This is a genomic window from Nitratireductor soli, from assembly GCF_001050155.1.
In the GTDB taxonomy this organism is placed as follows: Bacteria; Pseudomonadota; Alphaproteobacteria; order Rhizobiales; family Rhizobiaceae; genus Nitratireductor; species Nitratireductor soli.
Window position 1 is genome coordinate 82,144 of sequence record NZ_LFVY01000008.1, and the last position, 18,398, is coordinate 100,541.

Sequence of the window (18,398 nt, forward strand, 5' to 3'; positions counted from 1 at the left end):
GGCGCGATGACCGATCCCGTACTCAGCATCCGGAACCTGAAGGTTGCGCTTCCGGAAGGCGCCGACCGCGATTTCGCCGTCAACGATGTCAGCTTCGATCTCTATCCAGGCGAAATCCTCTGCATTGTCGGTGAATCGGGGTCCGGCAAGTCCATGTCGGCCAACGCCGCGATGGGCCTGCTGCCCGACCTGGTGCGTCCGGTCGGCGGGGAGATCATCTTCGAGGGTACCGACGTGCTGAAACTCTCCGAAGCCCAGATGATGAAGCTGCGCGGCAAGAAAGTTGCGATGATCTTCCAGGAGCCCATGTCGGCGCTCAACCCGCTGATGCGGGTGGAAGACCAGATTGCCGAAGTCTTCGAAGCGCACAATCTGCTCACGCCGAGAGACCGCGCCAAACGCGCCATCGAACTTATGACCGAAGTGGGCATTCCCGATCCGGAAAAGGCGGCGCGCGCCTATCCCTTCCAGCTTTCCGGCGGCCAGCGCCAGCGCGTGATGATCGCCATGGCTCTGGCGCTCGAACCCAGCATCCTGATCGCCGATGAACCGACCACCGCGCTCGATGTGACGACACAGGCGCAGATCCTCGAGCTGATCCGCAATCTGCAGGAAGAGCGCGGCATGGCGGTGATGTTCATCACTCATGATTTCGGCGTCGTCGCGGAGATCGCCGACCGCGTTGCCGTGATGCAATACGGCAAGATCGTCGAGGCGGGCACGGCCGACGACGTGCTCGACAATCCGCAGCACGAATACACGCGCAAACTCATCGCGGCCATCCCGAAGCTCGCGGCCGAAGCCGGCGCGGCGGCAGCGGGCAAGACGCCGATCCTCGAAGTGGAGGGATTGAACAAGACCTATGTCACCGGCGGCAGCCTGCTCTTTTCCAAGCCGCGCATCGTGCACGCGGTCAACAATGTGAACCTGACGCTCGCCGAGGGCGAAACGCTGGGCATCGTCGGCGAATCCGGCTCCGGCAAATCCAGTGTCGGACGCTGCCTGGTGCGGCTCATGCAGCCTGATTCCGGCACGGTGAGGCTCGCCGGCCACGACATGGCGCAGCTTTCGGGCGCGGCGCTGCGCGAGGCGCGAAAGTCGATCCAGATGATCTTCCAGGACCCTTACGCATCGCTGAACCCGCGTTCCAAGGTGGGCCGCATCATCGCCGAGGGGCCGATGGCGCATGGCGTCTCGAAGACGGAGGCCTATGGCCGTGCGGTGAAGCTGCTCGAAATGGTGGATCTGGATGCGCTCGCCATCGACCGCTACCCGCACGAGTTCTCGGGCGGCCAGCGGCAGCGCATCGGCATCGCCCGCGCGCTGGCGCTGGAGCCGCGCGTCATCATCGCCGACGAGGCGGTGTCGGCGCTCGACGTGTCGATCCAGGCGCAGGTGCTCGACCTCCTGGCGGACCTCAAGGAACGGCTCAACCTGGCGCTGATCTTCATCACCCATGACCTGCGCGTCGCCGCTCAGATCTGCGACCGCATCGCCGTCATGCAGAATGGCAAGGTGGTCGAGACGGGGCCGGCGCACGCGATCTTCAACAATCCGCAGAGCGGCTACGCCCGCACCCTGATCGAGGCCATTCCCGGCCGCGAGAAGGAACTGGCGGCGGCGGGGTAGCAGATGAACGCGATGCGTTGCTCCGGCAACGTGGCGCGCATCTTTTCCCTCGCCCCTGGACTTCAACACATTGGATCGCAAGGACGCATCAAGTGGACGAACAACTCGCACGAAAGATCCTCGCGGCGGTCGAAGCCGGCTTTGAAGAACAGATCGCCTTCACGGAAGACCTGATCCGCTTCCCGTCGCTGCGCGGCAAGGAGAAGCCGGCGCAGGAATTCGTCCACAAGGCGCTGGAAGCACGCGGCTATGCGGTCGAGACCTTTCACATCGACGAGGACAAGATCAAGGATCATCCCGGCTTCTCGCCGGTCGCCGTCGACTACGCCGATGCCGTCAACGTCGTCGCCACCCATGAGCCGCGCAAGGCCACGGGCCGCTCGCTGATCCTCAACGGCCACATGGACGTGGTGCCCGAGGGGCCGCACGACATGTGGGAGGTCTCGCCGCCCTACGAGCCCAAGCGCGAGGGCGACTGGCTCTATGGCCGCGGCGGCGGCGACATGAAGGCGGGCATCGCCGCGAACGTCTTTGCGCTCGATGCCCTGCGGCGCATCGGGCTGCAGCCGGCCGCCAAAGTGCATGTGCAGAGCGTGGTGGAGGAGGAGTGCACCGGCAATGGCGCGCTGGCCTGCCTGATCGAAGGCTACACGGCGGATGCGGCGATCATCCCCGAGCCGGAGGACGAGATGCTGGTGCGCGCCAATTGCGGCGTGCTGTGGTTCGAGGTGAACGTGTCGGGGCATCCCGTGCACGTGCGCGAGGCCGGCACCGGCGCGAACGCCATCGAGGCGAGCTTCCGTGTCATCGAGAGCCTCAAGCGGATGGCCGAGGAGTGGAACGCCGAGAAGGCGAACCATCCCTATTTCGAGGAGCTGGACCATCCGATCAATTTCAATGTCGGCAAGATCGAGGGTGGCGACTGGGCTTCGACCGTCGCCGCTTGGTGCAGGCTTTCCTGCCGCATCGCCATCTATCCGGGCGACGACCCGAAAGTGCGCGCGGCCGAGATCGAGGCGCATCTGGCGCGCGAGCTGGCCGACGATCCCTTCCTCGGCAATCGCCCGCCGGACGTGACCTGGAACGGCTTCTTCGCCCGCGGCTACGTGCTGGAGGAGGGGAGTGCTGCCGAACAGGCGCTCGCCGAAGCGCACCGCAAGGCGACTTCCAGCGAATTGCAAAGCTTTGTCACGCCGGGCTATCTGGATGCGCGCGTCTTCGTCATCTATGCCGGCATGCCGTGCCTCGTCTACGGACCGATCACGGAAAACATCCATGGCTTCGACGAGCGCGTCAGCCTGTCGTCCATCAAGCGCGTGACGGGAGCGATTGCGCTTTTCATCGCCGACTGGTGCGGCGTCGAGCCGATCGACGCGGGCGACATCGATGGCTGAGCGGGGCGTGATCGAAGGCGTCTTTCTCAGCACCGCTCTCGATCTCCAGGAGCTTTTCGCCGATGCGCTGGCTCCCCATGCCGAGACGATCCGGCTGCGCCATCCGCATCAGATCGAGGATCCCGAAGCCATCCGCTTCGCGCTTTGCTGGCGTCCGGCGGACGACGCCTTCAAGCCCTATCCCAATCTGCGCCTGGCAAGTTCCATCGCCGCCGGCGTCGACAGCATCATCAACTGCCCGAGCCTGCCCGGCGACGCGCTGGTCACCCGCGTGCGCGACGAAAACCAGGGCGACGTCATGGCCGGCTTCGCCGCATGGCATGTGGTGTGGCATCACCGGAACATGCGCCACCACATCGTGCATGAGGCGAAGCACGAATGGGCGCGGCTCGTCTCCGCCGATCTCAGGCCGCCGCGCGAAACCCCGGTCGGCATTCTCGGTTTCGGCCTGATGGGGCGCGCCATCGCCCGTGCCGTGAGGGCGATGGGCTTTCCCGTGATCGCCGCCGTGCGCCATCATCCTGGCGACAATGCCATGCCCGGCATTGCTTTCGAAAGCGGGAAGGGGGCGGCGGAGCGGGTCGCCGAGCAGGCCTCCATTCTCATCAATGTGCTGCCGCTGACGCCGGCAACGCGCGGCCTGCTCGATCTCGACTTCTTCAACCGCATGCCCAAGGGTTCTGCGCTGATCCAGCTCGGGCGCGGCGAACATCTGATCGAGGATGCGCTTCTGAAAGCGCTCGACAGCGGGCGCATTGCCAGCGCCTCGCTCGACGTGTTCGACATCGAGCCGCTGCCGCCGGAACACCCCTTCTGGGCGGACGACCGCGTTCTCGTCACGCCCCACCAGGCAAGCGATTGCTCTCCGCGCCTGATGGCAAGGCAGCTTGCCCGCGCGGTCCAGGACATGGCGGCGGGACGGATACCGGAAACCGTGGTCGACAGAGCCGATGGATATTGAAGGACGACGATGAAAGCCATTTTCGACGAACGCCAATTGCTGCACACACCGGAGCGCTATTTCCGGCGCGGCGCATACATGCCGCATCCCGAACAGGCGGAGCGCGCGATCCTCATTCGCGACATGCTGATGCGCAACGGTTTCCCCATCGAGACCCCGCGCGATTTCGGCGAGGAGCCGATCAAGGCGGTCCACGATCCCGACTATGTGGATTTCTGGAAGGACGCCTATCAGCGCTGGCGCGCCGAGGCGCCCGGCCAGGAGCCGATCCCGAACTGCCATCCCGGTCCGCGCCGCGGCCGCCCGCCGTCGTCCGTCTTCGGCCAACTCGGCTGGTGGGCGACCGACACGTCGGTGCCGCTGACGGAGGGCACCTGGAAGGCCGTCTACTGGTCGGCGCAGACCGCGCTCGAAACCGCCGAGCGGGTGAAGGAAGGCGCCCGCATGGTCTACGGCCTGTGCCGCCCGCCGGGGCATCATGCGCTCTCCAACGCTTCCAACGGCTTCTGCCTGTTCAACAATGCAGCCATCGCCGCCCAGAGCCTGCGGTCCCGTTTCGGCAAGGTGGCCGTGCTCGACATCGACACCCACACCGGCAACGGCACGCTCGACATCTTCTATGACCGCGGCGACGTGTTCGTCTGCTCGCTCCACACCGATCCCGACCTCTATCCGACCTATTATCTGGGATATGAGGATGAGCGCGGCGAAGGCGCGGGGGAGGGCGCGACGCTCAATCTCTGCCTGAAGCCCGGAGCCGATACGGAAACGATCCTCGCCCGGTTTCGCCAGGGGCTTGCCGCGCTCACGGCCTTCGGCGTCGAGGCGCTTGTCGTCTCGCTGGGCTTCGACATGGCGGCGGACGACCCGCTTTCCGAGGTCAAGCTGACCGGTGACGGTTTTGCGACCATGGCCCGCGAGATCGCCGCGCTCGGCCTGCCCACCGCGCTCATCCAGGAAGGCGGCTATCTCGGCCCGTCGCTGGCCAGGAACGCGGAGACATTCCTGACGGCCAGCCGTGACGCGCTGGCGCCGTCTGAATAGCCCTGGAGCATTCTTGCAGTCAGGTGATTCCGCCTGACTGCAAAATCCTCTAGAGAAGCACAACCTTGCCGGTGGCGATCTCGTATATGCCGGCCACCGAGCTGAGCTTGCCGGCGGCATGGGCCTCCGACAATATTGGCCCTTCAGACTGTGCCCGTTCCGCGTTGAGCCTGGCGTTCTGTGCCGTAGCGGCGGCCAGCAAGTCAGTCGGCTTGCTGGCCATCACGTCATAGACGGCCGGGCGGATGGCATTGACCAGGCTCGGCAGGTGGCCGGGGGGCAGGGTGTTGTCGGCAATCGAGCTAATCGTGGCGCCGATGGCGCCGCACGCGGTGTGTCCGAGGACCACGATGGTCTTGATGCCCAGCACCGCCACGCCGTATTCAAGGCTGGCAAGTCCTTCCTCGTTGATGAAGTTGCCGGCCACCCGGACGACAAACAGCGCACCGGGGCCCTGATCGAAGATCAACTCCGGCGCAACGCGAGAGTCCGAACAACTTACGACCGCAGCGAAGGGCTGCTGCCCCTGCGCCCGACTGGCCCGCGCCGCGGAGTGGTCTGTATCGATCGCGGCGTTGGCCACATAGCGGGCATTGCCATCCATCAGCCGCTGAAGTGCCTCCTGTGGGGAAACAGGCGCGGCTGCGCCGATATCCTCGGCGAGCGCCCGCGAGACAAACGGGGCGGTCAGGGATAGCGCCAGTCCGCCTGCCATCAATGCCCGGCGGTTGACAGTCTTCGTAGTGCAGTTCCGGCACATGTTCTTGCCTCCTTGTGAGTGGTTGGATCGATGGGTTCCGGGCCGGCGGCCGTGTCTAGTCCGCGTGGCTGGCATAGAGATGTTCGATGACCATGCCGGCTGCTCTGTTGGCAGCCGCGCCGGGGAAGTTCGTCGTCACGACGATGGCGAGATCCCGCTCCGTGTCGACCACGATTCTGGCCAGGTTCATCGAATTGGATCCGTTGTGGGTGAGCAATGGTTTGCCTGCCCAGTCAAACGCAACGCTGCTCCAGCCCAGACCATAGCCACCGGTGCCGGGGGTGCCTGGCGGTGGATTTTCGCGCAGCGGGGTCTGAACGTGGACAGCCTGAATCCGCTGCAGCGTTTCGGGCTCGACCAGTCGCGGCCCTCGTGTTGCTTTCCCGGCGTTCCAACCGGCCCATTCGGCATAATCCAGAATGGACATATGGGCATTGCCGGCCGGTGCCATGACGGGCGGGATATCTGCTGCCGGACCCCACAGCATGGCTGTTACCGAACCGTCCGGCGCAACCCGATGTCCCAGTGCCGCATCGATCAATCCATAGGTCGCCTGAGGGCCGAGCCCGGCGCTTTCCATCCCCAGGGGGGCGAAGATGCGCTCATGCATCATCTGTTCCCAGGGCGTGCCGCTGGCTTTCTCGAGCATCATTCCGGCGATCATGTAGCCGAAGTTCGAGTACTGGAACGGCGAGCCGTCCGGTATGACAAGTTCGTGGTGTTTCCACGCATCGAGGGCATGAAGCCGCTGCTCGATCGGATTGTCGTCAAAAGCTGCGTTGCTGAAATAGAGTTCGATCAGCTCGTCGGTGTCGCCGGGGATGCCGCTGGAGTGCGACAGGAGCTGTTCCAGCGTGGCATTGGCCAGGCTCTGGCTCATGTCCTCGACGTCGTCGCCAAGCACCTCGCCGACCCGGGAGTCCCAGCGCAGCTTTCTCTCCTCGACCAGCATACCGGCAAGGGTCGCGGTCATGGATTTTGTGTTCGAGCCAATGTGGAAGCGGTCGCTGATGGTGACAGGCATGTCCCTGTCATGGACACGCGTGCCGGTGGCTGCCGCTGAAACCACGACGCCGTCCTTCACCAGGGCGGCGGCCAGCGCCGGCAGGCCATATTCGATCCGAACCGCATCGAGGTAGCTTTCCAGACCCGTTTCCTCGGCTGACGCCGATGCAAGCAACAACCCAGAACCGAGTGCGCCAATCAGCACCTGCATGGAAAATGCGAGGCGATTTGTGTCGGCTCTCACCTTCGTCATTTTCTCACGCGCACCACTTCGTTTCTTCCGCCAGGCAGGAATCCGGGTTTGCTTGCGTCGTGGAGCAATTCGAGGCGAAGTCGCATTCGCTGAATCCTGCGCCGCGCGCCAAGCTTTGAGGGGACGCTAGAGAAGGAAATGGTGAGCGGCTATCCGATATCCGCAAAAGTGACGCTGTCTGCAAAATCGAGCGTCAGGCGCATCGAGCGAGTGTCGCCGTCGGGGTCTCTTCAAAAACCTGCTTGTACTCGCCGGCGAAGCGGCCAAGGTGCAGGAAGCCGAATTGCATGGCGATCCGCGTAACCGTGGTGCTTTTCGCGTCTGCGGCGCGCAGCGCGGAGCGTGCGCGATTCAACCGGCAAAGACGAAGATAGGCAAGCGGGGACATGCCGACATATTCGTGGAAAGCATATTGCAGTGTCCGTTCGCAGACGCCTATCGACACGCAGATATCGACGATTGTGGGCACCTTGTGCTCAGCGAAACGCGCTTCGACATAACTCCGCGCCATTCTGCAGGTACGCAAAGCGCGTGACCGGGCCGCACGCGACAGCGGCTTCGCGTCGTCCTGTGTGGTGGCGCTTGCGGTCCGCAGTGAGGTCTGCAGAATAATGCTGCGCAAGACGCCTGGATCCACACTTTCCCCCCGCATGACTGCGGCATTGGCGGACCTCAGCCACAGGTCGAGGGCCAGGCTTAGGTCGTTCTTTCGGGTGGTGCTGAACTGCACAACCTTTCGTGGGGGCCGATCCCATGCCTTTGGGCTGAGTGCCTGGGCACCGCGAATGAACTCCTCCTCGCTAAAACTGATATAGGCAGTTTGCGTGCCGGCAGGGACGTATAGGTCGAACGCAGTGTTTTCCGGCATGAAGAAGATTGTGCCAGCGTCCTCGGCGGAATGCTCTGAAAAGCGGAATGCCGGGTCCGGTGTGCAATAGGAGATTGTGCACAAATTGGTCGGCGTGATGCCAAGCTTTTGCACTGCAGCGTCCTGGCGTTCCCGAACGACCTGCTGGCTTCCCAGATCCAGGCTGTCCATATGGGCCAACCATCTGCCGCGGCTAAGCTGATAGCACTCCATGCCAATCCAGGGTTGCATCGAGGCTTGAACGGCAGCGTCCTCGATCGCCGCCGACCGCAGGCCATTGCCATCGGCTGCCGTTTTCCGGTCCGCATGGGATACGTCGCCGATTGAGATCAAGCCCCTAGTTTGCGCGGTCGAAGTCATGCTTCCTCAACTGCGGCATGAACCTACCCCTGTTTGGGGCCGAGGTGCAAATTCGTTTGGCGTGAGCCTGTCGAGGCTCCGTCTCTGGTTCGGATCCTGCGGGATGGCACTCTGGCCTGTTGCCGATTTTTCCGACATGCGATTGAGGAGCTAAAGTAATTCCCCGAAAAGTGGGAACCGGTTTTCCGTCCGGAATTGCGCAAAGACACTGAGATGGAGCATTTCTGTGACTCGGAGAAAAACGGAAATGCTCCAGCGTCGCTTGCTCCTCAATCACCGCGTGGCTCAGATACCCCAGTGCTTGCTGCCGTCGCCGAGCGTGGTTCCTCTCGCGATCGATCGCACGCTGCGCGCGGAGACGCGTGATTGGCCCGGCTGAGGTCGGAAATCTACCTCCCGTCCGGCACTTCGGATTGTGATGTCGAGAGGGAGCGGATCCCCTCGATGCCAGCGGCACGGAGCTGATATCAGATGACGCGCTTGCGCAGCCAGGCCGAGACCACCTCGCCGAGCACGACCAGAGCGAGGATGCTCAGAAGCACCGTCGCAGCCTCCTGCCAGTTGAAGGTGTCGATGGCGCTTTGCAGGATGATGCCGATGCCGCCCGCGCCGACCAGGCCAAGCACGGTCGATTCGCGCAAATTGATGTCCCAGCGCAGGATGGCGACGGCCCAGAAGGTGGGCATGACTTGCGGCACGATGGCATAGACGATGACCTTGAAGCGCGAGGCCCCGGTCGCCTCCAGCGCCTCGACCGGACGCTTGTCGATCTCCTCGATCGCCTCGCCGAGCAATTTGCCGATGAAGCCGATGGAGCGGAACATGATGGCGACGATGCCGGCAATGATGCCGGGGCCAAAAATCGCCACGAACAGCAGCGCCCAGATGATCGTGTTGACCGAGCGACTGGAAACCAGGATGAAACGGCCGAGCCACAGCGTGGCGGCATTGGGCGTCGTGTTCTGGGCGGCGATATAGGCGACCGGCAGCGACACCACGACGGCGATCGCCGTGGCGATGGTGGCGATGTTGACGGTTTCCAGAAGCACCGAGAGAATGCTCGGCAGGTTGCGCGCATCGGGCGGCACCATTCGGCCGAACAGGTCCGCCATTTGCTGCGGGGCGTCGAACACCCAGGCCCAGATGACATCGATGCTGGTGAGCGACCAGACAATGGCGAGCGCGGTGAAGAGGAAGACGGCGAAGCGCAGCATACGCTCGCGCGGCGTGTAGCGGGCCCACTCCTGAGGCGTCGGGTCCATGCTTACCATATTCGTTTCCTGATCTGACCGCTGACCGCCTCGCTGAAGAGGATGACGGCGACGATGACGATGGTGATGGCCAGCGCGAAATCGTAATCGTAGCGGCCGAAGGCGTTGGCGAGCGTCGAGCCGATGCCGCCGGCCCCGACGATGCCGACCACGGCGGAAGCGCGCAGATTGCTGTCGAGCTGATAGATGCTGAGGCCGATCTGCCGCGGCATGATCTGCGGAAAGACGCCATAGATCAGTGTCGAAAAATAGCCGGCGCCCACCGAGCGCATCGCCTCCACCTGGCCCCAGTCGATCTCCTCGATCTTCTCCGCCAGCATCTTGGCGACGAAGCCGATGGAATAGACGATCAGCGTCAGCACGCCGGCGAGCGGGCCGAAGCCCACCGCCTTGACGAAGATGATGGCGACGATGACGGGGTGGAAGCTGCGCGCGACGACGATCAGCGCACGGCCGAGCAGGTAGATCGGCATCGGCGCCAGGTTCTTGGCGGCCATGAAGGCGATGGGGATCGACAGGAGCACCCCGCCGACCGTCGCCAGTATGGCGATCTTCAGGCTTTCAAGGAAACCGTCGATCAGCAGGCCGCTGCGCTCGAAGCTCGGCGGAAAGGCACCGCTGAAGATGCGCGCGGCGCGGGCGAAACCCTGCGCGACACGCTGCCAGTCGATCGGCAGCATCACGCAGGCCCAGATGAAATAGGCGACAGCCGCTGCCATGAGGCCGTAGCGCAGCAGCGGATTGGCGATCAGCGGCGGCCGGCGCCATGTGTCGGGCAAACCGTCGGGCAGGCTGTCGGGCGCGGTGCTCATGCGTTCTTTGCCCGCAGCGGGGTAACGTTCACCATCTCGCCGCGTTCTTCGGCAGGGACGCCTGCGTAGATGTCGTCCATTGCCGCCGTATCGAGCGCAGCGGGTTCCGCATCGAAGATGATGCGGCCATAGCGCATGCCGACGATGCGGTCGGTGTAGAGCTTGGCCTCGGCGACGTTGTGGATGTTGATGAGCACGGGCAGCGCGAACTCGCGCGACAGGGCGCGCAGCAATTCCATGATCTGTTCGGAGGTTTTCGGATCGAGCGAGGCGGTGGGTTCGTCGGCCAGCAGGATCTCCGGCTCCTGCATCAGCGCCCGCACCACGCCGACGCGCTGGCGCTCGCCGCCGGACAGTTCGTCGGCGCGCTTGTTGGCGTAGTGGGCGATGCCCACGCGCTCCATAAGCTCATAGGCGCGGCGGATGTCCTCCTTGGGATAGCGGCGAAACACGGCGCGCCATGTGGGCAGGTAGCCAAGCCGGCCGGACTGTACGTTCTCCATCACGGTCAGCCGGTCGACCAGGTTGAAGCTCTGGAAAATCATGCCGATGCGCCGCCGCGCGGCGCGCAGACCCGCGCCCTTGAGGTCGGTCAGCATCAGCCCGTTCAGCTCGATCGTTCCGGAACTCGGCTCCACCAGCCGGTTTATGCATCTAAGCAGGGTGCTCTTGCCGGCGCCCGACGCGCCGATGATGGCGACGACGCTTTCGCCGGGCACTTCCAGGTCCAGCCCTTTCAGCACAGGCGCGCCGTTGCCATAGCGCTTCACGAGCTGCGAAATCTTCAACATTCGGTCACTCCGGAAAGAGGATCGGGCGCGAGCCAAGCCATCCCGCGCCCGACTTGAGGAGGCTTACTCCTTGGCGAGGTCCTGCGGCGTGTACTTGACGCCGTTCGCCTGCTGGATCTCCCGGATCACCGCCCAGTCCTTCTGGTAGGTCACGGGCACGAATTTGCTGACGCCGGAGAACTCCTCGCCAAGTTCCGTTCCCGCGAACTCAAAGGTGAAGAAGGCTTCCTTGATCTTCTCCACCAGCGCTGGTTCGAGATTGTGCGCATAGGTGTATGACGTTGTCGGGAAAGGATCGGATTGCCAGATGATCTTTACCTCTTCCGGATCGTAGAGATCGCGCTCGGCCATGCGATCCACCACCTCGGAAGCGACGGGTGCAGCGTCATAGTCGCCGGCCACCACGCCCAGCATCGACTGGTCGTGCGAGCCCGAATAGGCCACTTCGTAATCCTGTTCCGGCGTTATGCCGAGACCGGGGAACAGCGCGCGTGGCGCCAGGTTGCCGGAGTTCGAGGTCGGCGAGGTATGGGCGATGCGCTTGCCCTTCAGGTCGGCCATCTCGTTGATGCCGGAATCCTTGCGTGTGTAGACCTGCAGCGTGTAGCCGAAGCGGCCGTCCTCCGAACCCATGATGGCGAAGGGCACGGCGCCCGCCAGATTGACGGCGAAAGGCGTCGGGCCGGTCGAGAAGCCTGCTATGTGCAGGCGGCCGCTGCGCATGGCCTCCACTTCCGCCGAGTTCGACTGCACGGCGAAGAACTGCACGTCCTTGCCGGTGACCGTCTTCAGGTGCTCGATGAAGGGCGCCCAGATATCCGCATAGATCGCCGGGTCTTCCACCGGCGTGTAGGCAAAGACCAGCGTGCCCGGATCCTGCAGCTTTGCCGGATCGGTTGGAGTATCCGCCACCAGGTCGCCATCGGCGTCGCAATACATGGCGTCGAGTTGGCCGCGGTCAGGGCAATCCTGGGCTTGGGCGACCGTGCCGAAGGCCAGCGCGGTCAGGCCGAACAGGGCTGCCGCGGCACCGCCTGCAAGGCGGTTGTTGGGCGTGATGAATGTCATTTCTTTCCTCCGCTCCAGGCGCGATGCGCCCGGTTCCTCCCAAGGCTCGCCTCATCGAGCCGGTATATGCCAAGCGTACCGGCATTTTGTGGCACTTTGCAACAGATGATGCGTTTTTTTTGGAACTACCCTCGAAATTTCGCAGCATAGCGGCTACAAGCGAGGAATATTGCTCAAGGAGGAGGCTTCGATGGCGGGAGAGGCGGCAAGCTTGGCGGCGACGCACGGATTTTCAATGCGCCCGTTTCATACCCTCGATGCATGCCGCCTGTGCGATGTGGGCTTCGTGCTCACCGACATCGATGACACATTGACGACGGACGGTCGCCTGCCGAGCATCGCCTATGAAGCACTGGAGCGGCTGAGCGGGGCCGGCGTCAAGGTGGTGCCGGTGACGGGCCGGCCGGCCGGCTGGTGCGATCTGATCGCCCGGCTCTGGCCCGTCGATGCGGTGGTGGGGGAAAACGGCGCCTTCTACTTTGCCTGCGAGGCGGGTGGCGGCATGACACGGGTCTTCGCGCAGGCCGGCGAGACCCGGCTCGAGAATCGCCGCAGGCTTGACGATCTTGCCACCTCGATCCTCGCCAATGTGCCGGGTGCGCGCATCTCGGCCGACCAACCGTTTCGCGATGCCGATCTCGCCATCGACTTCGCCGAAGACGGGCCACGGCTCGGCGAGGCGGAAGTCAGCCGCATCGTCGCCTGCTTCGAGGCTGCGGGCGCCGTCGCAAAAGTGTCGTCGATCCATGTCAATGGATGGTTCGGACACTATGACAAGCTGGCGATGACGCGACGCCTGTTCGCCGAGCGTTACGATCTCGATATCGACAAGGAGAACGGCAGGGTGGTTTTCGTCGGCGATTCACCGAACGATGCGCCCATGTTCGGTTTCTTCGCCAACAGCGTGGGCGTGGCCAACTTCGCCGATTTCCGCGACACGGTGGCGACGCCGCCGAAATGGATTACCCGCCGCGCGGGCGGCGCGGGCTTCGCCGAGGTGGCGGCCGCCGTCTTGAAGGCCCGGGCAGACTGATGACGCGCCTGCGCAAGAACGACCGCCGTGACCGCATCCTGATGGAATTGCAGCACCACCCCCATGTGCGCACCTCCGAGATTGCCGCGCGTTTCGGCGTCTCGACAGAGACCGTGCGCCGCGACGTCGAGGCGCTGAGCCGCGAGGGGCTCATCCGGCGCGCCTATGGTGGCGCATCGGTTGCGCCGATGGGCGCGCAGCCTCCTTTCGGCGAGCGCGACCAGGCGCGTATCGAGGAGCGCGTGCGGATCGGTCGGCGCGCGGCCGAACTGGTGCGGTCCGGCGAGGTGTTGATGATCGATGCCGGTTCCACCACGCATCAGTTCGCGCTCTGCCTCGCCGCCGCTGCCTCCGATCTCACCGTGCTGACGAACAGCACCGCCGTTGCCGCCGCCCTTGGCCAGAACGAAACGATCCAGGTGGTCGTCTGCCCCGGCGACTTCATGGCGCGGGAGGCCGGCATCTACGGACCGGAGACCATCGATTTCCTTGGCCGCTACAATGCCAACCGCGCCTTCATCGGCTCCAGCGGCCTGACCGCCAAGGGCATCACAGAGGCGAACCGTCCCTCGGTGGCGATCAAGAGAGCGATGTTTCGCCAGTCGCGCGAGGCCTATCTGCTGGTCGATCACACTAAGTACGATGTCGATCTCGTCGCCACCGTCGAGCCCCTGTCGGCACTCACCGGAATCATCGTCGATGAGTTGCCGCCCGCTCCCCTTGCGGACGCCTTGCGCGACAATGCCGTGATTGTCCACGTGGCCCGGTAGCCGCTGGATACGTCGCGCTGTCGCGATCGTCGCTTGGAGGACGACGGCAAGCAGCATTCCCTTCCCACAACGTTCGAATGACCTCACAAGCGCTGACCCTGGGCATCTCGCAGCCAGGCGGTTTTATCTGAAATCCGGATAAATGCGGAAAAACAATGAGATGGAAAGGTTCAGCGCTTCCATGAAACACTGAACCTGTCTAGCAGACCAGCGGGTCGACGCGGCGTTCAAGCAGATGGACCAGGCTAAGCGCCGCAAGCTCGGACGATTTCGGATTGGTCGCCAACGGCTCGTTCTCGATTGCCACGTCAAGTCTGCCGAACGCGCCCCAGGCGACGATACGGTGCCCGTTGCGTGTCGCCAGCGGATCGGCGATCATGGTTACTCGCGTCCGGTCGAGCCCGATCCCCGCCATCGCCGATATGGCTGCGACGTTGGCGTTCTGCGGAAACCGGTCGGCAGCCTGGCGTGCCGAACCGCTGAAGAAGACGGCGGCCTGATCGAGCGCGTCGAGATCGACCGAGGCTTCAGCGGGCGTGCCGCGCCAAGCGGCCAGCGGTTTGACGATGATATGCTCGACATCGTCGAGCGGCAGGATTGCCGCGGCCGCCAATGCATCAATCCCGCCGACCGCGCCGGGCGGAACGATGATCTGCCCGCCCGTCTGGCCGGCGAGCGCCGTAAGCCGGTCCCTCAATGCGTCATCGCAGAGTGTGCCGACCGACGAGATCACGAAGTCGCACCCCTTGGCCAGGGCTGCCGTGCCCCAAGGCTCGACGCTGTCCCGGCCAGCCGCTTCCACGACGATGTCGCACACAATCTCACGCAGTTCCCGCGTCCGTGCGATCAGCTTCGCTCCCTGGGGAAGACCGGCCCTCGGGGCGCCTGTGTCACGCACGGCGACGGCGACGATCGATATCTCGCGGCGGCCGCGTTCGTGCAGCAGCGCCGCCACGCGGGTGGCGATCGCCCCCCATCCGATCAGCGCGACGCGGAGGTGGCGCCCGGGCGGCCGGTCAGATGCCGACATAGGAGTGAACCAGCTCGGCGTCGCGCTCGATGTCGGCGCTGTCGCCCGACCAGACCGTGCGCCCTTTCTCAAGCACGAAATGGCGATCCGCGAGCCTCTTCAGGACCTGGATGTTCTTGTCGATGAGGAGGAGTGACTGGCCGTCGGCCTTCAGGCGCTCGACGCAGGCCCAAATCTCGGCGCGAATGACCGGTGCCAGCCCCTCGGTCGCCTCGTCGAGAATGAGCAGCTGCGGATTGGTCATCAGTGCGCGCCCGACCACGAGCATCTGCTGTTCGCCGCCCGAGAGGGTTGCGGCCGACTGCCGGGCGCGCTCGCGCAGCCGCGGAAACATGTCATAGACGCGCTCCAGGGTCCACGGGTCGCGCCGCCCGAGCCGGTTCGCCGCCGTCGCCACAAGGTTCTCGCGGACCGTCAGCGTCGGAAACACCTGCCTGCCTTCGGGGACGAGCCCGACGCCCATCCGGGCGACCGCCTCTGGCGTTGCACGGATGACGGACCTTTCGCCGATCATCACTTCGCCGCCGAGTGCCGGGAGCAGGCCCATGATGGTGCGGATCGTCGTCGTCTTGCCCATGCCGTTGCGGCCGAGAAGCGTGACCACTTCACCGTCGCCGATTTCGAGCGAGACGTCGAACAGGACCTGGCTCGCCCCATAGGCTGCCTGGAGACCGCGAACCGTCAGCATGCCGCGTCTCCATCGCCGAGATAAGCCTTGCGGACTTCCGGATGCTCGCGGATCTCGTCGGCGGACCCGGAAGCGATGATCCGTCCGTAGACAAGGACGGAGATCCGGTCCGCCAGTTGGAAGACGGCGTCCATATCATGCTCGACCAGCAGCATCGCCACTTCGTTCTTCAGTTCGCGGAGCGTTGCGATCATCTGCTGGCTCTCGGCATGGCCGAGGCCCGCCATCGGCTCGTCGAGAAGCAGGATGCGGGGTTTTGTGGCAAGGGCAACGACGAGTTCGAGCTGTTTGCGCTCGCCGTGCGAGAGGTTGGCGACGATCTCGTCGGCGCGTTCGGCGAGCCCGGCCGCGGCGAGGCGGGTTTCAGCCTCGCTCCGCAAACCTTCGTCGCGGCGCACGTTGCGCAGGAAATGAAAACTGTGCCCCTGCCGAACCTGTACAGCGATGGCGACGTTGTCGCGAACGGAGTAGTCGGACAGCAAGCAGGTGATCTGGAAGGAGCGTGCCAGTCCGCGCGCGACACGCGCGGAGGCAGGCAGGGCGTCGATCGTCTGCCCGTCGAGATCGATCGAGCCGCCGTCGGGTCGAAGCTCGCCGGAAAGCTGCGCGATCAGCGTCGTCTTTCCGGCGCCGTTCGGGCCGATCAATGCATGAATCTGGCCCGGCAGCACCTCAAGGTCCACGGAGTCCGTGGCAAGCAGACCGCCGAAGCGCTTGACCAACCCGCGCACGGCAAGGATGGGGGCGGTCATGGACGCCTCCCGGCAAGCCGCAGCGCCAGTGCCTGTACGCCGCCATGCGTATACAGCACAACGAACAGCAAGATGATGCCCACGCCGAGTTGCCAGTACTCCGTCCATGAGGCCAGGACGGATTCGAGAATGATATAGACGGCGGCGCCCGCCAGCGGGCCGAACAACGTGCCGACTCCTCCCAGTATGACCATCACCATCAATTCGCCGGACTTGGTCCAGTGCAGCATGTCGGGACTCGCAAAGCGCAGGAAGTTCGCCATCAGCGCGCCTGCGAGACCTGCGCCCATGCCGGAAATGACGAAGGCGGCGAGCTTGTACCTGTATGCCGGCAGGCCGATCGCGGCCATGCGTCTCTCGCTCTGGCGCAGCCCCATCAGCACGTTCGCGAACCGCGAATTCACGAACCGCCATAGAAGGGCGAAGAAAGCCACGGCGATCGCGAGGCAGACATAATAAACGGTCTGCTTGTCGCGCATGTTCAGCCACGGAGCCTCGTTGGCGCGCCGGATGATCAATCCGTCGTCGCCCCCATAGGTCTTCAGTGAGACGAACAGAAAGAAGAGCATCTGGGCGAAAGCAAGCGTGATCATGATGAACTGCACCCCGCTCGTGCGCAGGGACAGCGCGCCGATGACCAGCGCCGCGAGCCCGCTCACAAGGATAGCCGCCGGCAACGTGACCAGGAGCTGGTTGCTTCCGGGTATGAAGCCGAACAGTGGGTCACCGGAAGCGTGGTGCGCATAGAGGATGCCGACCACGTAGCCGCCGACGCCGAAGAAGGCGGCATGGCCGAAAGACACCATCCCGCCGTAGCCGAGCACGATGTTGAGGCTGGCTGCGGCGATGCCGTAGATCAGGATGCGTGCAGCCATCGACGTCAGGGCGGGCTGGCCCATTGCGTCCGCAACGGGCGGCAGTGCGATCAGTGCGGCCAGAACCGCGAGCGCAAAGAACGGTCTTCCGAGTTTGGAGATTGGCATGTGGTTGCCTCAGCTGTCGGCCACGAACAGGCCCTTCGGCCTGGCGAGAAGTACGAGCGCCATCAGCAGATAGATGCCCATCGAGGAAACGCCTGCGCCCAGAGCGTCGGCTTCCGACCCGACCATGAACTGACGCAGGAGACCCGGCAGGTAAGCGCGCAGGAGCGTGTCGACCACGCCGATGATCAGGCTGGCGTAAAACGCGCCCTTGATGGAGCCGACGCCGCCGATCACCACCACGACGAATGTCGTGATGAGGATCTGCTCGCCCATGCCCACCTGAACCGCAAGGATGGGGCCAGCCATCAGACCGGCCAATCCGGCGAGCAGCGCGCCCAGTCCGAAGACGATTGTGTAAAGCATCCGGATGTCGACGCCGAGGGCGCGCACCATGTCGCGATTCGTGGAACCGGCACGGACCAGCATGCCGATGCGTGTCCGGTTGATGAGCAGATAGAGCCCGGCAGCGACCGACAGACCCACGACGATGATGGCGAGCCGGTAGACGGGATAGATCAGGCCCGGCAGCAATTCTATGGACCCGCCGAGCCCTGCCGGCATGGCCGCGAACAGGGGCTGACGGCCAAAGAGTATGGTGATGGCCTGGTTGAGGATCAGGATGATCGCGAAGGTGGCCAGCACCTGATCGAGATGGTCACGCCTGTAAAGGCGCCGGATGACGGTCACCTCCATCAATATCCCGACGATCGCCGCTACGACAAGCGCTGCAGGTATACCGAGCAGGAAGGAATCCGTTTCGGTAATGACGAGTGCACCGGCATAGGCGCCGACCATGTAGATCGAGCCGTGCGCCAGGTTGATAATGCCCATGATGCCGAAAATGAGCGTCAGTCCGGCAGCCATCAGGAACAGCATGACGCCGAACTGTAGCCCGTTGAGCAGCTGTTCGAGAAACAAGGTCATCA

General features: G+C 64.1%; 18 protein-coding genes. 6 read left to right on the forward strand and 12 right to left on the reverse strand.

Features of this window, described 5'->3' with window-relative positions:
* The first annotated feature begins 6 nt into the window (after positions 1-6).
* From AB843_RS11470 to AB843_RS11485, 4 genes are all read left to right on the forward strand, one after another.
* Positions 7-1,629 (forward strand): ABC transporter ATP-binding protein, encoded by a 1,623-nt coding sequence (locus AB843_RS11470; protein ID WP_048646990.1) that lies wholly within the window; start codon positions 7-9, stop codon positions 1,627-1,629.
* Between the two features lie 92 nt (positions 1,630-1,721).
* Entirely contained in the window at positions 1,722-3,023 is a 1,302-nt protein-coding gene (locus AB843_RS11475) for an ArgE/DapE family deacylase (RefSeq protein ID WP_048646991.1), read from the forward strand.
* Positions 3,016-3,984, forward strand: coding sequence for an NAD(P)-dependent oxidoreductase (locus AB843_RS11480; RefSeq protein WP_048646992.1), 969 nt, complete (start codon positions 3,016-3,018; stop codon positions 3,982-3,984). The genes AB843_RS11475 and AB843_RS11480 overlap by 8 nt, the downstream gene beginning before the upstream one ends.
* 9 nt (positions 3,985-3,993) lie before the next feature.
* Positions 3,994-5,028, forward strand: coding sequence for a histone deacetylase family protein (locus tag AB843_RS11485; RefSeq protein ID WP_048646993.1), 1,035 nt, complete (start codon positions 3,994-3,996; stop codon positions 5,026-5,028).
* 49 nt (positions 5,029-5,077) lie between these two features.
* Here the strand turns inward: AB843_RS11485 and AB843_RS11490 are convergent, their stop codons facing one another.
* The 7 genes from AB843_RS11490 to phnD form a co-directional block, all read right to left on the reverse strand.
* The gene (locus AB843_RS11490) at positions 5,078-5,743 is read right to left on the reverse strand and encodes a carbonic anhydrase (RefSeq protein WP_244467957.1); all 666 of its coding nucleotides are present in this window, start codon (positions 5,741-5,743) and stop codon (positions 5,078-5,080) included.
* Between the two features lie 100 nt (positions 5,744-5,843).
* Positions 5,844-7,046 (reverse strand): serine hydrolase domain-containing protein, encoded by a 1,203-nt coding sequence (locus AB843_RS11495; protein ID WP_087587092.1) that lies wholly within the window; start codon positions 7,044-7,046, stop codon positions 5,844-5,846.
* 193 nt (positions 7,047-7,239) lie between these two features.
* A complete protein-coding gene (locus tag AB843_RS11500) occupies positions 7,240-8,274 on the reverse strand; it encodes a helix-turn-helix domain-containing protein (RefSeq protein ID WP_048646996.1) in 1,035 nt (344 codons plus the stop codon).
* 467 nt (positions 8,275-8,741) lie between these two features.
* The gene (gene phnE, locus AB843_RS11505; RefSeq protein WP_048646997.1) at positions 8,742-9,545 is read right to left on the reverse strand and encodes a phosphonate ABC transporter, permease protein PhnE; all 804 of its coding nucleotides are present in this window, start codon (positions 9,543-9,545) and stop codon (positions 8,742-8,744) included.
* The gene (phnE, locus tag AB843_RS11510; RefSeq protein ID WP_048646998.1) at positions 9,539-10,357 is read right to left on the reverse strand and encodes a phosphonate ABC transporter, permease protein PhnE; all 819 of its coding nucleotides are present in this window, start codon (positions 10,355-10,357) and stop codon (positions 9,539-9,541) included. Before phnE (AB843_RS11510) ends, phnE (AB843_RS11505) begins: the two co-directional genes overlap by 7 nt.
* Entirely contained in the window at positions 10,354-11,148 is a 795-nt protein-coding gene (phnC, locus tag AB843_RS11515; protein ID WP_048646999.1) for a phosphonate ABC transporter ATP-binding protein, read from the reverse strand. Before phnC ends, phnE (AB843_RS11510) begins: the two co-directional genes overlap by 4 nt.
* A gap of 63 nt (positions 11,149-11,211) precedes the next feature.
* Positions 11,212-12,216: a phosphate/phosphite/phosphonate ABC transporter substrate-binding protein gene (gene phnD / locus AB843_RS11520; protein ID WP_048647000.1), complete on the reverse strand. Its 1,005-nt coding sequence runs from the start codon at positions 12,214-12,216 to the stop codon at positions 11,212-11,214.
* A gap of 235 nt (positions 12,217-12,451) precedes the next feature.
* On the opposite strand from phnD, the gene AB843_RS11525 reads away from it, so the two are divergent.
* The gene (locus tag AB843_RS11525; protein WP_048647129.1) at positions 12,452-13,249 is read left to right on the forward strand and encodes an HAD-IIB family hydrolase; all 798 of its coding nucleotides are present in this window, start codon (positions 12,452-12,454) and stop codon (positions 13,247-13,249) included.
* Positions 13,249-14,019 carry a DeoR/GlpR family DNA-binding transcription regulator gene (locus AB843_RS11530; protein WP_048647001.1) on the forward strand — a complete coding sequence of 257 codons (771 nt, stop codon included), beginning with the start codon at positions 13,249-13,251 and terminating at the stop codon, positions 14,017-14,019. Before AB843_RS11525 ends, AB843_RS11530 begins: the two co-directional genes overlap by 1 nt.
* Positions 14,020-14,218: 199 nt before the next feature.
* Here AB843_RS11530 and AB843_RS11535 read toward each other — a convergent pair whose 3' ends face one another.
* The 5 genes from AB843_RS11535 to AB843_RS11555 form a co-directional block, all read right to left on the reverse strand.
* Positions 14,219-15,049 carry an aspartate dehydrogenase gene (locus AB843_RS11535; RefSeq protein WP_048647002.1) on the reverse strand — a complete coding sequence of 277 codons (831 nt, stop codon included), beginning with the start codon at positions 15,047-15,049 and terminating at the stop codon, positions 14,219-14,221.
* The gene (locus AB843_RS11540; RefSeq protein WP_048647003.1) at positions 15,036-15,737 is read right to left on the reverse strand and encodes an ABC transporter ATP-binding protein; all 702 of its coding nucleotides are present in this window, start codon (positions 15,735-15,737) and stop codon (positions 15,036-15,038) included. The genes AB843_RS11535 and AB843_RS11540 overlap by 14 nt, the downstream gene beginning before the upstream one ends.
* Positions 15,731-16,489 carry an ABC transporter ATP-binding protein gene (locus AB843_RS11545; protein ID WP_048647004.1) on the reverse strand — a complete coding sequence of 253 codons (759 nt, stop codon included), beginning with the start codon at positions 16,487-16,489 and terminating at the stop codon, positions 15,731-15,733. Before AB843_RS11545 ends, AB843_RS11540 begins: the two co-directional genes overlap by 7 nt.
* A complete protein-coding gene (locus tag AB843_RS11550; RefSeq protein WP_425286813.1) occupies positions 16,486-17,388 on the reverse strand; it encodes a branched-chain amino acid ABC transporter permease in 903 nt (300 codons plus the stop codon). Before AB843_RS11550 ends, AB843_RS11545 begins: the two co-directional genes overlap by 4 nt.
* Before the next feature lie 93 nt (positions 17,389-17,481).
* Positions 17,482-18,396 carry a branched-chain amino acid ABC transporter permease gene (locus AB843_RS11555; RefSeq protein WP_048647005.1) on the reverse strand — a complete coding sequence of 305 codons (915 nt, stop codon included), beginning with the start codon at positions 18,394-18,396 and terminating at the stop codon, positions 17,482-17,484.
* Between the last annotated feature and the right edge of the window lie 2 nt (positions 18,397-18,398).

Coding starts and splice junctions, on each gene's coding strand:
- AB843_RS11470 (WP_048646990.1), top strand. CDS start 7: ATGACCGATCCCGTACTCAGCATCCGGAACCTGAAGGTTGCGCTTCCG.
- AB843_RS11480 (WP_048646992.1), top strand. CDS start 3,016: ATGGCTGAGCGGGGCGTGATCGAAGGCGTCTTTCTCAGCACCGCTCTC.
- AB843_RS11485 (WP_048646993.1), top strand. CDS start 3,994: ATGAAAGCCATTTTCGACGAACGCCAATTGCTGCACACACCGGAGCGC.
- AB843_RS11490 (WP_244467957.1), bottom strand. CDS start 5,743: ATGGCAGGCGGACTGGCGCTATCCCTGACCGCCCCGTTTGTCTCGCGG.
- AB843_RS11495 (WP_087587092.1), bottom strand. CDS start 7,046: ATGACGAAGGTGAGAGCCGACACAAATCGCCTCGCATTTTCCATGCAG.
- AB843_RS11500 (WP_048646996.1), bottom strand. CDS start 8,274: ATGACTTCGACCGCGCAAACTAGGGGCTTGATCTCAATCGGCGACGTA.
- phnE (WP_048646997.1), bottom strand. CDS start 9,545: ATGGTAAGCATGGACCCGACGCCTCAGGAGTGGGCCCGCTACACGCCG.
- phnE (WP_048646998.1), bottom strand. CDS start 10,357: ATGAGCACCGCGCCCGACAGCCTGCCCGACGGTTTGCCCGACACATGG.
- phnC (WP_048646999.1), bottom strand. CDS start 11,148: ATGTTGAAGATTTCGCAGCTCGTGAAGCGCTATGGCAACGGCGCGCCT.
- phnD (WP_048647000.1), bottom strand. CDS start 12,216: ATGACATTCATCACGCCCAACAACCGCCTTGCAGGCGGTGCCGCGGCA.
- AB843_RS11525 (WP_048647129.1), top strand. CDS start 12,452: ATGCGCCCGTTTCATACCCTCGATGCATGCCGCCTGTGCGATGTGGGC.
- AB843_RS11530 (WP_048647001.1), top strand. CDS start 13,249: ATGACGCGCCTGCGCAAGAACGACCGCCGTGACCGCATCCTGATGGAA.
- AB843_RS11535 (WP_048647002.1), bottom strand. CDS start 15,049: ATGTCGGCATCTGACCGGCCGCCCGGGCGCCACCTCCGCGTCGCGCTG.
- AB843_RS11540 (WP_048647003.1), bottom strand. CDS start 15,737: ATGCTGACGGTTCGCGGTCTCCAGGCAGCCTATGGGGCGAGCCAGGTC.
- AB843_RS11545 (WP_048647004.1), bottom strand. CDS start 16,489: ATGACCGCCCCCATCCTTGCCGTGCGCGGGTTGGTCAAGCGCTTCGGC.
- AB843_RS11550 (WP_425286813.1), bottom strand. CDS start 17,388: ATGGGCCAGCCCGCCCTGACGTCGATGGCTGCACGCATCCTGATCTAC.
- AB843_RS11555 (WP_048647005.1), bottom strand. CDS start 18,396: ATGACCTTGTTTCTCGAACAGCTGCTCAACGGGCTACAGTTCGGCGTC.